Origin of the sequence: Pseudarthrobacter oxydans, from assembly GCF_030812335.1 — a bacterium.
Classification (GTDB): Bacteria; Actinomycetota; Actinomycetes; order Actinomycetales; family Micrococcaceae; genus Arthrobacter; species Arthrobacter oxydans_B.
The window spans coordinates 329,556-344,897 of the sequence record NZ_JAUSSN010000005.1 but is presented as its reverse complement, the minus strand read 5'-3'; the positions used below and the strand labels follow the sequence as shown (position 1 = coordinate 344,897).

Genomic DNA, 15,342 nt, shown 5'->3' with positions numbered 1-15,342 from the left:
TGGTATCAACAAACTTGGCACACTATTGAGTTCTCAAACAACAGACACACCCGGCACCACCACAACCTCAGCCGTGGATCGCTCCGGAGCAACTTTACTAACTTACCGGGCCGCTTCACCCTTGTCAATTCGGCGTCCCGACTCAGTCTTGCCGTGAGGCATCTGGGTCGTGGTGGCCGTTCAACTCCGGGGAGCAGCGCGGAAATAAACTCTACCACCACTTCGCCCCGCTGACAAAGGGGCGTCCGAGCGGGCTGCGGCAGGGCACCAAAAAGCCCGGAATCACGGGGATTCCGGGCGCTTCGACGACGCTACGCCGGACCGTTAAGGGGCGGCAGTCCGGAGTCAGCCCACCGGCTTGAAGTACGCGGCACCCAGCGGGGGCAGCGTGACAATCAGGGTCGCGGGCTGGCCGTCGATGGCCAGGTCCGGGGCCGTGAGCGTGCCCTCGTTCAGGACACCGGACCCGCCGTACGCGGCGGCGTCGGTGTTCAGCACTTCCTGCCACTGCCCCACCGCGGGGACCCCCAGGTGGAAGTCCACGTGCGGGGCTCCCGAGAAGTTGAAGGCGCACACTAGCGGGTTACCCGCGGCGTCCCGGCGGATGAAGGTCAGGACATTGCGGTTGGAGTCCCCGCCATTGATCCACTGGAAGCCGGCGGGGTCGTTGTCCCGTTCGTAGAGCGCCGGGGTGGCGCGGTACAGCTCGTTGAGATCCTTGGCCAGGAGCTGTATCCCCCGGTGCGCCGGAATTTCCGCCAGCCACCAGTCCAGGCCGTGCTGCTCGGACCATTCGGCTTCCTGGCCGAATTCGGTCCCCATGAAGATCAGCTTCTTGCCCGGGTGGGCCCACTGGTAGCCCAGGAAGGCACGCAGGTTCGCCAGCTGCTGCCAGCGGTCCCCCGGCATCTTCCGCAGCATCGACCCCTTGCCGTGCACAACCTCGTCATGGCTGATCGGCAGGAGGAAGTTCTCCGTGTAGGCGTAGACCATGGAGAACGTGATGGTCCCGTGGTGCCACCGGCGGTTGAACGGATCCTCGGACATGTACTTGAGCGAGTCATGCATCCAGCCCATGTTCCACTTGATCCCGAAGCCCAGGCCGCCGTGGCTCGTGGGTGCCGTGACACCCGGAAAAGCGGTGGATTCCTCGGCGATCATGACCGCACCGGGGTGCGTCTTGTAGACCGTGGCGTTGACTTCCTGCAGGAAGGAGATGGCCTCGAGGTTTTCCCGTCCGCCGAAGCGGTTCGGCTGCCACTGCCCCTCCTCGCGGGAGTAGTCCAGGTAGAGCATCGAGGCGACCGCATCCACGCGCAGGCCGTCGATGTGGAATTCGTCAAGCCAGTAGAGCGCGTTCGCGACCAGGAAGTTGCGCACTTCGCTGCGGCCGAAGTCAAAGATGAGCGTTCCCCAGTCCGGGTGCTCGCCCAGGTTGGGGTCGGAGTGCTCGTACAGCGCTTCGCCGTCGAACCGGGCCAGCGCCCATTCGTCCTTGGGGAAGTGCGCCGGCACCCAGTCCAGCAGCACGCCGATGCCGGCCTGGTGGAGTTCATCCACAAGGTACCGGAACTCGTCGGGGTGGCCGAAGCGAGATGTCGGGGCGAAGTAGGACGTGACCTGGTAACCCCAGGATCCGCCGAAGGGGTGCTCTGCCACTGGCATGAGCTCCACATGCGAGAAGCCGAGCCACTTGACGTATTCGACCAGTTCCTTGGCCAGTTCCCGGTAGCTGAGCCCGACCCGCCAGGAGCCCAGGTGAACTTCGTAGACACTCATTGGCGAGTTGTGCGGATCCCGGGCGGTGCGGGCTTCCATCCACTCGGCATCCTTGAACGCGTAGGAGGGCTCCACAACACGCGAAGCCGTCAGCGGCGGAACCTCCGTGCCGAAGGCCATCGGATCCGCCTTCTCCACCCAGTAACCGTCTTTAGTCCGGATCTCGAATTTGTAGCACGCCCCAGCTAAAACGCCGGGGATAAAGAGTTCCCAGACCCCGGAGGAGCCGAGGGACCGCATCGAGTGCTGACGGCCGTCCCAGCCGTTGAAATCGCCCTTGACGCGGACCGCCTGGGCGTTCGGCGCCCACACGGCGAAGGAGACGCCGTCGACGTCGCCCATGGCGGACTTGTAGTGCTGGACGTGCGCGCCGAGCACATCCCAGAGACGCTCGTGGCGGCCTTCGCCGATCAGGTGCAGGTCGAGCTCGCCAATGGTGGGCAGGTACCGGTACGGGTCGTCGGTGGGCTGTGGCGCCTGACCCTTGTAGCTGACTTCCAGCCGGTAGTCGGGCACGTGGCCGGTTTCCAGCGGTTCCAGTACGGCAACCCACACTCCGCCGGACTCGTGCGTCATCGGGAAGGTGCCGGTCGCGGTCACGACGGAGACGGCTTCGGCGAGGTGCTTGACCGTTCGGATGGTGACGTGGCCGTGGTCATCGAGGTGCGCCCCCAGGACCGAGTGCGGCGCGTGGTGTTCGCCGGCGGCGACCCTCGCCAGGGTGTTGGCGTCCACGGGCAGTGGACTTCCGGGACGATCGATACGTGCTGAGCCTGTCATTTTGATACCTTCCGCTGCGGCTTCGGCAGGAACGCCGGAGCCTGTACTACCGAGGAGACGACGTGATGCGTGGACCGGAATGGAGAGCCAGTCGGGCCTGTTGCGTAGTTCGTAGATGACTTCGTAAAGGGCTTTGTCGAGCCACAGCGCGACGAAGAGCGGGGAATCGCGGTCGATGCCGCCGGGGATGACTTCGGCGTACCCGGCCAGGAAGGCCTCGGCGCAGTCGTCCACCCAGTTCTCCGGGACGTCCGCTTCCGGGTGCTCGCGGACGGCCGCGCCGGCGGCGTAGTCGAAGGACCGCAGCATGCCGACAACGTCGCGCAGCGGAACGTCCGGGAAATTGCGTTCCGAGATGGGCCGGAGGGGTTCCCCTTCGAAGTCGAGGATGGCCCAGCGCGGCGCCTTCCCGGCGCCGCCCGGTACCTGCAGGATCTGGCCCAGGTGGAGGTCACCGTGAATCCGCTGCAGGGTCCCGGCGCCGCTGCCCTCGAGGCGCTCCAGGAGCCGGTCCAGCGCCTCGTCGTAAGGGCCGACGGCGGTCCCGGCCTGTGCCCAGGACTCCCGCACCCGCCGGGCTACGCCGGGCGCGATGTCACTTCCCGGGACCGATTCGGACGCGACGCCCAGGGCATGCGCCAGGCGGCGGTGCACCGTGGCAGTTGCGGCGCCCAGGGCGTGGGCCTCGGGGGTGAAGTCCCGGCCCTCGCTCGCCGCGTTGACCGCGAGCCGCCAGGCATCCAGTCCGCCGGCGAGGAACTCGTGCGCCACGGCCAGTTCGCCGCGCGCGGGGCGGGCCTCCAGCGCTCCGGCGGGTGCCTCCGCCCACTCCGCGGTCACCCAGCCGAGGGTGGCCGGCACTTCGACGGTCCGCTCCGCGGTCAGGGCGGCGCCGATTTCGACCTCGGGGTTCTGGCCTTCGGAGAGCACCCGGAAGAACTTCAGGATCGCGGCCGACTCGCCGTCGTCGACGATCACGGAACTGTTGGACTGCTCCCCGGTGAGGACCTTGACCACGCCGGTGGCGCGGGGCAGGACGTAACCGGACTCCACCAGGTGGCCGGTGGCGGTCCCGTCCGGGGTGGCGCCGCCGTGGCGCATGAGTTCCAGCCACGCCGCGATGAACTCGGCGTCGTGGATGCCGTCGTACACCCACAGGGAGCCGGGAGCTCCGGCGTCGTCGGCCGCAGCACCGGCGGGGACGGGTTCGGACAGCTGCCCGATGAGCGCTGCGTCCGCCCCCGGCAGGGGCTCGCGGCGGATGCTGAGCGGGACCTGCACGACGTTGGTACGCGAGCCGTCCGGCGTCGGGTAGCTCACGGCCAGCAGCAGCACCTCGAGTTCGGCGCCGGCTGCAGCGCCGCCGGGACCGCCGGCAAGGCGCAGTCCCCCGGCGGATTCGAAGCTGAACGCGGCGCTCTTGACGGGGAACCAGCGCTGGCGCGGAAGCCAGCCGCCGAGCAGTCCGCTCAGGGCCGGGGTAAGGGTGGGTCGGGTCATGTCAGCCTTCGATTGAAAGGATCGGCATGGCCTGGGTGTAGGGCGATGACGGGTTGGAGGCAGCGGAACGGATCCGCAGCCAGAAGAAGTCGTGGCTGCCCAGGGTCAGCGTCAGGGTGCCGTCGTCGGAGATCCCCGGGAACGCCTGGCCGCCGAACACGTCCCGGAGGCCGCGTCCCGCGAACCTCGGCACCCGCAGCGTGGTGGCCACCGGATGCTGGGACAGGTTGAAGGCGCAGAGGATGGTTTCACCGTCCTCGCCGGCCGCGTTGCCTTCCGGCAGTTCGCGGAGGTAGGCCAGGACCACGTCGTGGTCGGCCTCCACGTGCTCAAAACCGCCCAGCCCGAAGGCGGGGTGGTTCTTCCGGACGCTGAGGATCTGGCGCGTCCAGCGCAGCAGCGAACCCGAGTGGGCTGCCTCGGCCTCGACGTTGGCCATGCTGTAGTTGTAGACCAGCGACTGGATCACCGGAAGGTACAGCTTGCCGGGGTCGGCGCTGGAGAACCCGGCGTTGCGGTCAGGGTTCCATTGCATCGGGGTGCGGACGGCGTCGCGGTCCTCGAGCCAGATGTTGTCCCCCATGCCGATCTCGTCCCCGTAGTACAGGAACGGGGAGCCTGGCAGGGACAGCAGCAGGGCGTTGATGAGCTCGATCTCCGAGCGGGAGTTGTCCAGCAGCGGCGCCAGCCGGCGACGGATCCCGATGTTGGCGCGCATGCGCGGGTCCGGTGCGTACCAGCCGAGCATGGCCGCCCGCTCGTCGGCGGTGACCATTTCCAGGGTCAGCTCATCGTGGTTCCGCAGGAAGGTGCCCCACTGGGCGCCTTCGGGGATGTTCGGGGTGTCCTTCATCGTCTCGATGATGGGCGCGGCCTTCTGGTCCCGCAGCGCGTAGTAGAGCCGCGGCATGATCGGGAAGTGGAACGCCATGTGGCATTCCGGTTCCGCGTCGGTGCCGAAGTACTCCACGACTTCAGCCGGCGGCTGGTTGGCCTCGGCGATGATCACGCGTCCCGGGTAGCTTTCGTCGACCATTTTGCGCAGCTTGCGCAGGAACTCGTGGGTCTGCGGCAGGTTCTCGCAGTTGGTGCCCTCTTCCTCGAAGAGGTAAGGGATGGCGTCCGCGCGGAAACCGTCAATGCCCTGGTCGAGCCAGAACCGCACGACGTCGAAGAGCGCGTCGATGACCTTGGGGTTCTCGAAGTTGAGGTCCGGCTGGTGGCCGAAGAAGCGGTGCCAGAAGAACTGGCGCCGGATCGGGTCGAAGGTCCAGTTGGATTCCTCGGTGTCGACGAAGATGATGCGGGCGTCTTCGTACTTCTCGTCCGTGTCGCTCCAGACGTAGAAGTCCCCGAACGGTCCGTCGGGATCCTTGCGGGACTCCTGGAACCAGGGGTGCTGGTCGGAGGTGTGGTTCAGCGGGAGGTCAATGATCACGCGGACGCCGCGGGCGTGGGCTTCCGCGACGAGGCGCTTGAAATCGCTGATGGTGCCGAACTCGTCGAGCACGGAGTTGTAGTCCGAGATGTCGTAGCCGCCGTCACGGAGCGGGGACTGGAAGAACGGCGGGAGCCACAGGCAGTCGACGCCGAGCCACTGGAGGTAGTCCAGCTTCTCGATCAGCCCGTGGAAGTCCCCGGAGCCGTCGCCGTTTCCGTCGGCAAATCCCCGGACCAGCACTTCGTAGAAGACCGCCTTGCGGTACCAGTGCGGATCGTGCTGGAGCCCCGGCGCGTTCAGTTCAAAAGATCCCTTCGAGCTGTAGTGCTGGTTGGGGTTTGACGGGCTGAAACTCACTGGTGGTGCCTCCGGATGCTAAGAATGTGCGCCGGCTCGACATGGGCGTCCAGCCGAACGTAGTTGTACTCCCCCCATTCCCAGCTCTCGCCGGTCAACAGATCATCCACCATGAACCGGCCATTGTGCGTCAGGTCGTCCGCGTCCAGCTCCAGCGCCGCCAGATCCAGGGTCACCGTGCTCTCGCGGATGCCGTGCGGATCCACGTTGACGATGATGATCAGGGTGTCCTTGGTGCCGTCGGGGAGGGTCTTGTGCTTCGAGTAGACGACGGTGGCGTTGTCCGTACTTTCGTGCACGGTCAGGTTCTGCAGGTCCCCCAGGGCAGGGTGGGCGCGGCGGATCGCGTTCAGCCGGGTCAGGTACGGGGCCAGCGTCCGGCCGGACTCAGCCGCCGCGTCCCAGTCACGGTCCTTGTACTCGAACTTCTCGTTGTCGATGTACTCCTCGGCGCCGGGACGGGCCACGTGCTCGTAGAGCTCGAAGCCCGCGTAGACGCCCCAGATGGGGCTCGCGGTGGCCGCCAGCGCCGCCCGGATCTTGAATGCGGGCGGGCCGCCGTACTGCAGGTACTCGGTCAGGATATCCGGGGTGTTGACGAAGAAGTTCGGCCGGAAGTAGGCCGGTGATTCGTGGCTGACCTCCTGGAAGTACTCCTCCAGCTCCTCCTTGGTGTTCCGCCAGGTGAAGTACGTGTAGGACTGCTGGAAGCCGGCGCGGCCCAGCGCGTGCATCATGGCCGGGCGGGTGAAGGCCTCGGCGAGGAAGACGACCTCGGGGTGCTTCTTGTTGACCTTGGCGATCAGCCATTCCCAGAACCACACCGGCTTGGTGTGCGGGTTGTCGACGCGGAAGATCTTGACGCCGTGGCTCACCCAGAGGAAGACAATGCGCAGGATCTCGTTGGACAGGCCCGCGGGATCGTTGTCGAAGTTGAGCGGGAAAATGTCCTGGTACTTCTTCGGCGGGTTCTCCGCGTAGGCAATGCTGCCGTCTACGCGGGTGGTGAACCACTCGGGGTGGCTTTCGACCCAGGGGTGGTCCGGGGCGGCCTGCAGCGCAAGGTCCAGGGCCACTTCCAGCCCCAGCTCCCCGGCCCGCGCCACGAAGGCATCGAAGTCCTCAAAGGTGCCCAGGTCCGGGTGGATGGCGTCGTGGCCGCCCTCCTTGGCCCCGATGGCCCAGGGGGAGCCGGGATCATGCGGTCCGGCGAGCAGGGTGTTGTTCGGGCCCTTGCGGTGCTGGATGCCGATCGGGTGGATCGGCGGCATGTAGATGATGTCGAAGCCCATGGCCGCGACGGCGTCGAGCCGCCGGGCGGCGGTGCGGAAGGTGCCGGAGGTCCACTCGCCGGTGTCGTGGTTGCGGACGGCGCCCTCGGACCGGGGGAAGAACTCATACCAGGCGCCCCGGCCGGCGAGCTCGCGCTCCACCAGCAGGGGGTACTGCTCGGAGACGGTGACCTGCTCGCGGATCGGCTGGCGGTTGATGATGTCCGTCACGTCAGCGCTGAATCCGGCGGCGAGGCGTTCCTCGGCGGTCTTGTTGGTGTCGTTGAGCCCGACGACGGCCATCCGCAGGGTCCGCCGGTCGGCGGACGGGCGGGCGGAGTCCTCGGCGGCGACGGCGAGCAGCGCGGCGCCCTCGGCGAGCATCAGCTCGACGTCGATTCCGGCTTCCACCTTCACCTCGGCGTTGTGGTGCCACGTGCCGTAGCTGTCATGCCAGGCCTCGATCACAAAGGACCAGTTGCCGGTGCCGGAGGGGGTCAGGAGCCCTTCCCACCGGTCGGTGCCCATACCGCGCGGGCCGCGGGGCGGGGCGAGGCGGACGCGCTGGCGTTCCTTCCCCCGGGGGTCGAGCAGGACGGCGCTGACGCCGAGCCGGTCGTGGCCCTCACGGAAGGAGGTGGCACCCACCACCAGGGTTTCGCCAACTACGGCCTTGGCGGGGAATTTGCCGCCTTCGACTGCAGGCTGCACGGCGGTGATTGGAAAACGGCCAAAGCGAAGGCCCTCCATAATCAGGGCCTTCGGCTTTTGCTTGGACACGGCACTGGTTCGCGAGTTAGTTGTCACAGCCTCGACGTTATCGACAAAACGGCCAGATTGCTAAGGCTGCTCACTTTTTTCCGGCGTTTTCCGGGAGGCGGACCGTCATTTATGCAAAAGAAACTTAAACCGGTTCCGGGCCCCCAACTTGTCCGTTAGTGTTTCGCAGGTGAAGGCAATCCGCAGATTTACCGTCCGAACCGTTCTTCCCGAGTCGATCCGGCCGCTGGCCCGGCTGGCCACCAACCTCCGGTGGTCCTGGCACAGGCCCACGCGGGAGCTTTTCGAGAGCCTGAACCCGAAGGTATGGGCCGCGAGCGACCACGATCCTGTGACCTTCCTCGGCCTGGTCAGCCGGGAAGAGCTGCAGCGCCTTGCCGCGGATCTGGACGTGGTGCGGCGGGTCCACGCGGCTGCCGAGGACCTCGACCGGTACCTCGAACAGCCCCGGTGGTACCAGAGCCTCGGCGACGACGCACCGGCGTGCATCGCCTACTTCTCCCCCGAGTTCGGCATCACCGAGGTGCTGCCGCAGTACTCCGGCGGCCTCGGCATCCTCGCCGGCGACCACCTGAAGGCCGCCTCGGACCTGGGCGTGCCGCTGATCGGCGTCGGCCTGCTGTACCAGGCGGGCTATTTCAAGCAGTCGCTGTCCCGCGACGCGTGGCAGCAGGAAACCTATCCGGTCCTGGATCCGGACGGGCTGCCGCTGACCCTGCTGCGCGAGGCCTCCGCCGACGGCAACGGCAGGCCCATCCAGATCTCCCTGCCGCTCCCCCACGGCCGCCGGCTGCTGGCGCACGTGTGGCGCGCCGACGTCGGGCGTGTCCCGCTGCTGCTGCTGGACTCCAACGTCCCGGGCAACGACGATGCCGCCCGCGGCATCACCGACCGCCTGTACGGCGGCGGCGGTGACCACCGCCTCCAGCAGGAGCTCCTGCTGGGCATGGGCGGGGTTAAGGCCCTGCGCGCCTTCCAGAAGCTGACCGGCAGCCCAGCACCGGAGGTGTTCCACACCAACGAGGGCCATGCCGGCTTCCTGGGCGTCGAACGGATCCAGGAAATGATGTCCGCCGCGGAACCGCTGAGCTGGGACGAGGCGCTGGCCGCCGGCCGCGCCTCCACCGTGTTCACCACCCACACCCCGGTCCCGGCCGGCATTGACCGCTTCGAGGTCTCGCAGATCCAGCACTTCTTCGACGCCGGGCTGGCTCCGAACGTGCCGGTGTCCAAGATCCTGAACTTGGGCCGCGAGGACTACACGGACGGGAACCCGTTCGTGTTCAACATGGCCGTGATGGGCCTGCGCCTGGCCCAGCGTGCCAACGGCGTGGCCAAGCTGCACGGCGTCGTGTCCCGCGGCATGTTCTCCGCGCTGTGGCCGGGCTTCGACCACTCCGAGGTGCCCATCACCTCGGTCACCAACGGTGTGCACGTGCCCACATGGGTGGACCCGCGGGTGTCCCAGCTGGCGCGTGACCAGTTCGGCGCCGAGGCGGAAGCCCAGGGCCGCTGGGACCTCGCCTACAACGTCAGTGACGAGGACGTCTGGGCCCTCCGCCGCGAAATGCGGGTGTCGCTCGTGGAGGACGTCCGGCGCCGCCTGCGGGCCGCCTGGAAGAAGCGCGGGGCGGCCGACGCCGAGCTAGCGTGGACGGATTCGGTGCTGGACCCGGACATCCTGACCATCGGCTTCGCCCGGCGTGTGCCGACCTACAAACGGCTCACGCTGATGCTGCGCGAGCCCGAGCGGCTCAAGGCCCTGCTGCTGCACAAGACTCACCCGATCCAGCTGGTCATTGCGGGCAAGTCCCACCCTGCCGATGACGCGGGCAAGAAGATGATCCAGGACCTCGTCCGGTTCACCGACGACCCGGCGGTGCGGCACCGGATCGCGTTCCTGCCCAACTACGACATCGCCATGGCCCGGACCCTGTTCCCGGGGTGCGACGTGTGGCTGAACAACCCGCTGCGTCCGCTCGAGGCGTGCGGCACCTCCGGCATGAAGGCGGCCCTGAACGGCTCGCTCAACCTCTCGGTGCTGGACGGCTGGTGGGACGAGATGTACGACGGCGAGAACGGCTGGGCGATTCCGACCGCCAACAACGACGCGGCCCCCGAGGAACGCGATGACATCGAGGCGGCGGCCCTGTACGAGCTGCTCGAGACGCAGGTGGCCCCCCGCTTCTACGGACTCACGGTGTCCGACGGCGCCGGCGCTGCCGGGCCCTCGCAGTCCGGACCGCAGGCGGTCCCGACGCACTGGGTCTCGATGATCAAGCACACCATGTCCCACCTGGGTCCGGCAGTCTCCGCGGACCGGATGCTCAAGGACTACGTCAACGTCCTGTACCGGCCGGCCGCCGACGCGGGCCGCCGGGCCGGCGCGGACAATTTTGCCGAGGCCAAGGCCCTCGCGGCCTGGATTTCCCGGGTCCGGGCTGCCTGGCCGCAGCTCCAGGTGGAGCATGTGGACTCGGTGGGCGTCTCGGAGGACCCGCAGATCGGCGACATCCTCCAGGTCAATGCCTACGTGGCCCTGCACGACCTCAGCCCGGATGATGTTTCGGTCGAGGTCGCCTACGGCAAGGCGGAAGACAGCGACGAGCTGGCCGACGTCACGGTGGCGGAGCTGAAGGCGGTGGAAGACCTCGGCAAGGGCCGTCACCTCTTCAGCGGAACCCTCGTGATCGACCGGTCCGGTTCGTTCGGCTACACCGTCCGGGTGCTCCCGAAGCACGAGGCCCTCGCGTCGAAGGCGGAACTGGGCCTGATCGTCAACGCCTGAGCCCGCTGCCTGACAACAACAGCGCCGCACCCCGGAGGCCCGGGAGGCGGCGCTGTTGTCTATGGCGGGCCTAGAGGCAGACGGCGATGACGGCCAGGTTCCTGCCGGCATAGCGTTCGGCGTCCTGCAGGATTTCGCAGATGACACCGAATGAACGGTCCGAGCGGAAGGCCGCCGGGACCTCCCAGATGAAGGTGATCGGGGACTGGCCGTCGTCGGCGACTGCGTCGGCGAAGTCGTGCAGGGAGTCGTTGAGCGCGTCGAGGTTCACGCCGTAGTCCGCCGGGAAGTCCAGGGCCTCGGCGAACGTCTCAAGGACCGTCCGTTTGGTATCGGCGGCCGGAATCAGCACGGCTCGCCGCCCGGCGTCCGCCACCAGGGCCTGCAGCTCCTCGATGGTCCAGGTGTCTGCGGAGTAAATCTTCATGGGTTATTTGCCTTCGATGATGAATCTGAACGAGTTGTAATGGTCCGGCGTGTAGTACTTCTCGCCGGCCTGCCCGGCCACGATCCGGCGGGCTCCGCGGTCGGATTCACGCGGGGTCCGGACCGTGTATTCCTTGTAATAGCCGGAGGATTTCCGCGGAAGGATGCGCTCGAAATTGCCGAACGTGGCGGCGTCCCTGCTGTAGGGAAACGGCCCTCCCCTGGCGATGAGCGCGAGTGTTTGGCCCGCTTCGGCGGGAAGCTCCGAGGCTTTCACTTCCGGCAGCCCGGACGGGTTCGCGAGGGCAGGCGGCGCAGCCGTTGGAGCCGCGGGGTCGGCGGTGCTGGACGGCGCCGTGGTGCCGGCGCCGGACGGCGCCGTGCCGGTCCCCGGAACCCCTGCCAGCACGAACGCCAGCACCGCGAGTCCGAGCAGCAGGACGAGCAGGGCCGTCAGCCGCTGGACCTTCATGCGTAGTTTTCCTTATGCCTGGTTCGGGGGCCGGGCTACGTGCGGTAGATGTTGATGGAATTGGCCTGCACAACGTCCCGCTCCCCGGAAGCGACCCGGACGCCCTGGCGCCGGTCGTGGAGTCCGGAGGTGGTCAGGCGCAGCTCGAAGAGCCGGTTGCCGGTCCCCTCCTCATTGCTGAGCAGCGGCAGCGTGACCTTGATGTCCTTGGCGCCGCCGTTGACCACGACGAGTCCGTCCACGTGGCCGTCGTCGGACCCGAGCAGCAGCTGCACCACCCGGTGCCCCGGATCCTGCCAGCGCTCCCCGGCCATCGGCTCGCCGTGCTCGTCGAACCAGTGGAAGTACGACTGTTTTTCGCGGGTCGGGTAGTCATGCGGCTGCCCGGCCAGGAATTCCTTGCGAAGCCGGATCACCCGCTTGGTGGTGCGCAGCATCGAGTGGGATTCGGGTGTGCTGGTCCAGTCGATCCAGGCAATGGGGTTGTCCTGGCAGTAGGCGTTGTTGTTGCCCTGCTGGGTGCGGGCGATCTCGTCGCCGGCGGTGATCATGGGCACGCCCTGGGAAATCATCAGCGACGCCATCAGGTTGCGGCTGGACTGCTCACGCCGGGCGAGGATGTCCTCGTCCTCCGTGGGGCCCTCGAAGCCGTGGTTGTAGCTGCGGTTGTCCCCGTGGCCGTCCCGGTTCTGTTCACCGTTGGCCTCGTTGTGTTTGCGGTCGTAGGACACGAGGTCGGCCAGGGTGAAGCCGTCATGGGCGGTGACGAGGTTGACCGAGGCGAGCCGGGACCGGCCGGACGGTTCAAACAGGCTCGCGGAGCCCGAGAGCGCGTCCGCGAGCCGGGCCACCGAGCCACCCTGCCCGCCGGCGTCGATCGCGGCGCGGTCAGCGAGCCAGAAGCTGCGGACGGCGTCGCGGAAGTGGTCGTTCCAGTCCACCCAGCCGGGCGGGAAGCGGCCGGTCTGCCAGCCGCCGTAGCCGATGTCCCAGGGTTCGGCGATGAGCTTGGCGGCGGACAGCACGGGGTCGGCCCCGATCGCCACCAGGAACGGGTGCCGGGGATCGAACTCGTTGGCGGCGTTGCGGGCCAGCGTCACGGCAAGGTCAAAGCGGAAGCCGTCGATGTGGAACTCGGTCACCCAGTAACGCAGCGAATCCAGCACCAGCTGGACCACGCGGGGCTCGCCGAAGTTCAGGGAGTTGCCGCAGCCGGTGGTGTCCACGTACCTGCCGTGGCCGTCGTTGCGGTAGTAGGTCATCTCCCCCAGGCCGCGGAAGCTGAGGGTCCGGCCGTCCCTGCCGCCCTCGGCCGTGTGGTTGTAGACGACGTCGAGGATGACCTCGAGGCCGGCGGCGTGCAGCAGCTTGACCATGCCTTTGAACTCGTCCTGGACGGCCTTCGGGCCCGCTGCCTGCGCGGCCTCGGTGGCATAGCCGGGGTGCGGGGCGAAGAATGCGGCCGTGTTGTAGCCCCAGTAGTTCGGCATCCCGAGATTCTGCAGGTGCGGTTCGTCCACGTGGAAGTGCACCGGAAGGAGCTGGACGGCGGTGATCCCCAGCGCGATGAGGTGCTCGACCATGGCCGGGTGCGCCAGCCCGGCGTACGTGCCCTGGAGGTCCTCGGGGACGTCGGGGTGCAGTTTGGTCTGGCCGCGGACGTGCGCCTCGTAGATGATCGTGTTGCGCCACGGGGTCCTGGGGCCGCGGTCGTTGCCCCAGTCGAAGTCACTGTCCATCCGGACGCTCGTGATGAAATCCTCGCGCTCGTCCACGGCCCGGCCATAGGGGTCCAGCAGCAGCGGCTGCTCGCCGCTGCTGTCGAAATCCGTCGCCGGCATGGACAACGGGAGTGCCTCGTGATCGGGGGTGGCCCGGAAGCCGTAGCGCGAACCGGCCGGAATGCCCTCGACGATGCCGTGGTGCACACCGTCGGTCACGTTCGGCAGTGTCTTGAGCTGCCAGGTGCCGCCGGGCGCCTGATAGGCGATTTCCAGGGTGGCCACGCCGGGCGCGTAGACCGCCACATTCGCGAAGGCACTCCGAGGATCGTCCGTTACCGGCGAACCGGTGCTCGGAACGCTGATTCCCAGCGGAAACGCCCGTGAGGCGTCTACCGTGGAAGCTGTGTCTACGTAGGTCATAACCATTGCTTAAAGTTTAGCGGGGCGGAACAAATAGACCCGGTTTCTGATTTCCTGACGAAGTGCAGTTTACGGAAAAGCTGCGTTGCATACTTGAACAAGCGCCTAAAACTGGAGGTAATAGTGCGGATTGCACTCGCTCAGATCATTACCGGACGCGATCTTGCCGAAAATCTGGCCCTCGTGGAGGACTACGCGGCCCGCGCCAAAGCCGGCGGGGCAGAGCTCGTGGTGTTCCCCGAAGCCACCATGCGCGCCTTCGGGAACTCGCTGCTGGACATCGCCGAACCGCTGGACGGCCCGTGGGCATCGCGGGTGCGCAGCATCGCGGCGGAACACGGCATCGTGATCGTCGCCGGGATGTTCACCCCGGGGACAGCGGACGACGGCGGCAAGGTGCGCAACACGCTCCTGGTCACCGGCCGCGGCATCGAGGCCAGCTACGACAAGATCCACCTCTTCGATGCCTTCGGCTTCGCGGAATCGGACACCGTCGACGCCGGCACCGAGCCCGTCACCTTCGAGTTCGACGGCGTGAGCTTCGGCCTGGCGACCTGCTACGACATCCGGTTCCCGGATCTCTTCACCGAGAACGCGGACCGCGGGGCCGAGGTGAACATTGTCTGCGCCTCCTGGGGATCCGGCCCCGGCAAAGCGGAACAATGGAAGCTCCTGGCCCGGGCCCGCGCCCTGGATTCCACCACTGTGGTCCTCGCCTGCGGCCAGGGCGACCCGGCCAGCCAGGGAGTCGAGCCCAAGGGTGCGGCGCCCACCGGCGTCGGGCACTCCGTCGTCGTCTCCCCGCTGGGTGAAGTCCTCGAAGAGCTCGACGGCGCCCCCGGCCTGCTGTTCGCAGACCTGGACCCCGCCGTCGTCAAAGAAGCCCGAGCCAAACTCCCGGTCCTCGCCAACCGCCACAAGTTCTAGCTTCCGCTGCGGGGGTCACCTTCGTGTGGTCACCTTCCGCGGACCCCGGCGCCGCTGATGATCTGACGCTGCGCATTCAGCCTGGCGAGCCGCCAACGCGCTAGCGCTACGGGTATTCGGGTAGCGGGAAGACATCTGAGCGTCGCAGGAGGAACGGCGCGTCGCATGAAGGAAGGCGCGTCACTGTTCGTCGCTGGCCAGACCCCGGCGCCGCTGATGATCTGACGCTGCGCATTCAGCCTGGCGAGCCGCCAACGCGCTGGCGCTACGGGTATTCGGGTAGCGGGAAGACATCTGCGCGTCGCAGGAGGAACGGCGCGTCGCAGGAAGAACGGCGTGCCTGTCCCGGCGCCAGCTCGAACCCGGGTCGCCACCCGCCGGACTACGTCAGCAATAGAACGCTCCCTCACCTTTGGCGGCTTAACGGGAAACGCTCCCTCACGAGACGTGAGAGAGCGTTTCCTGACTTTCCGCCAAAGGTGCGGGAGCGTTTCCCTATCTGCCGCCAAAGGTGCGGAAGCGTCAGAGCCGTTTCCGGAGGTTTGCTAAGGAGCGCATCGCCGACCAGAGCGTAGCGAGGCCGCCTGCGGCCGGAGGCGTCGTCGGGAGGAAGGGAAGCCCCGCGGGCCCCGAACTGAGCTTGCGAAGTTTGGGAAGGGGCTTCCCGCCAAGCGACG

Annotated in this window: 8 protein-coding genes; 2 read left to right on the top strand and 6 right to left on the bottom strand. The window is 67.3% G+C overall.

Annotated elements, in window-relative coordinates:
* Nucleotides 1-345 precede the first annotated feature (345 nt).
* From J2W14_RS11085 to J2W14_RS11075, 3 genes are read right to left on the bottom strand one after another with little or no spacing between them, the layout of a single operon-like run.
* The gene (locus J2W14_RS11085) at nt 346-4,059 is read right to left on the bottom strand and encodes a 1,4-alpha-glucan branching enzyme (RefSeq protein ID WP_307462350.1); all 3,714 of its coding nucleotides are present in this window, start codon (nt 4,057-4,059) and stop codon (nt 346-348) included.
* 1 nt (nt 4,060) lies between these two features.
* A complete protein-coding gene (treS, locus tag J2W14_RS11080; RefSeq protein ID WP_307462347.1) occupies nt 4,061-5,857 on the bottom strand; it encodes a maltose alpha-D-glucosyltransferase in 1,797 nt (598 codons plus the stop codon).
* Entirely contained in the window at nt 5,854-7,878 is a 2,025-nt protein-coding gene (locus J2W14_RS11075; protein ID WP_307462390.1) for an alpha-1,4-glucan--maltose-1-phosphate maltosyltransferase, read from the bottom strand. The genes treS and J2W14_RS11075 overlap by 4 nt, the downstream gene beginning before the upstream one ends.
* A 199-nt stretch (nt 7,879-8,077) precedes the next feature.
* Here J2W14_RS11075 and glgP point away from each other — a divergent pair, with 199 nt between their 5' ends.
* Nucleotides 8,078-10,696: an alpha-glucan family phosphorylase gene (glgP, locus tag J2W14_RS11070; RefSeq protein WP_307462344.1), complete on the top strand. Its 2,619-nt coding sequence runs from the start codon at nt 8,078-8,080 to the stop codon at nt 10,694-10,696.
* A gap of 70 nt (nt 10,697-10,766) precedes the next feature.
* On the opposite strand, the gene J2W14_RS11065 is transcribed toward glgP, so the two are convergent.
* The 3 genes from J2W14_RS11065 to glgX are packed head-to-tail and all read right to left on the bottom strand — an operon-like array spanning nt 10,767 to nt 13,744.
* On the bottom strand, nt 10,767-11,123 hold the full coding sequence (locus tag J2W14_RS11065) for a barstar family protein (RefSeq protein WP_307462341.1): 357 nt from the start codon (nt 11,121-11,123) through the stop codon (nt 10,767-10,769).
* 3 nt (nt 11,124-11,126) lie between these two features.
* Nucleotides 11,127-11,594: a ribonuclease domain-containing protein gene (locus J2W14_RS11060; protein WP_307462338.1), complete on the bottom strand. Its 468-nt coding sequence runs from the start codon at nt 11,592-11,594 to the stop codon at nt 11,127-11,129.
* A 35-nt stretch (nt 11,595-11,629) separates the two neighbouring features.
* A complete protein-coding gene (gene glgX / locus J2W14_RS11055) occupies nt 11,630-13,744 on the bottom strand; it encodes a glycogen debranching protein GlgX (RefSeq protein WP_307462336.1) in 2,115 nt (704 codons plus the stop codon).
* Between the two features lie 117 nt (nt 13,745-13,861).
* Between glgX and J2W14_RS11050 the strand changes: the two genes are divergently transcribed.
* On the top strand, nt 13,862-14,665 hold the full coding sequence (locus J2W14_RS11050; protein WP_307462331.1) for a carbon-nitrogen hydrolase family protein: 804 nt from the start codon (nt 13,862-13,864) through the stop codon (nt 14,663-14,665).
* The last annotated feature ends 677 nt before the right edge of the window (nt 14,666-15,342 follow it).

What these genes read in the sequence shown, in the direction of transcription:
- J2W14_RS11085 (WP_307462350.1), bottom strand. Translation starts at nt 4,059, where the DNA reads ATGACCCGACCCACCCTTACCCCGGCCCTGAGCGGACTGCTCGGCGGC.
- J2W14_RS11075 (WP_307462390.1), bottom strand. Translation starts at nt 7,878, where the DNA reads ATGGAGGGCCTTCGCTTTGGCCGTTTTCCAATCACCGCCGTGCAGCCT.
- J2W14_RS11065 (WP_307462341.1), bottom strand. Translation starts at nt 11,123, where the DNA reads ATGAAGATTTACTCCGCAGACACCTGGACCATCGAGGAGCTGCAGGCC.
- J2W14_RS11060 (WP_307462338.1), bottom strand. Translation starts at nt 11,594, where the DNA reads ATGAAGGTCCAGCGGCTGACGGCCCTGCTCGTCCTGCTGCTCGGACTC.
- glgX (WP_307462336.1), bottom strand. Translation starts at nt 13,744, where the DNA reads ATGGTTATGACCTACGTAGACACAGCTTCCACGGTAGACGCCTCACGG.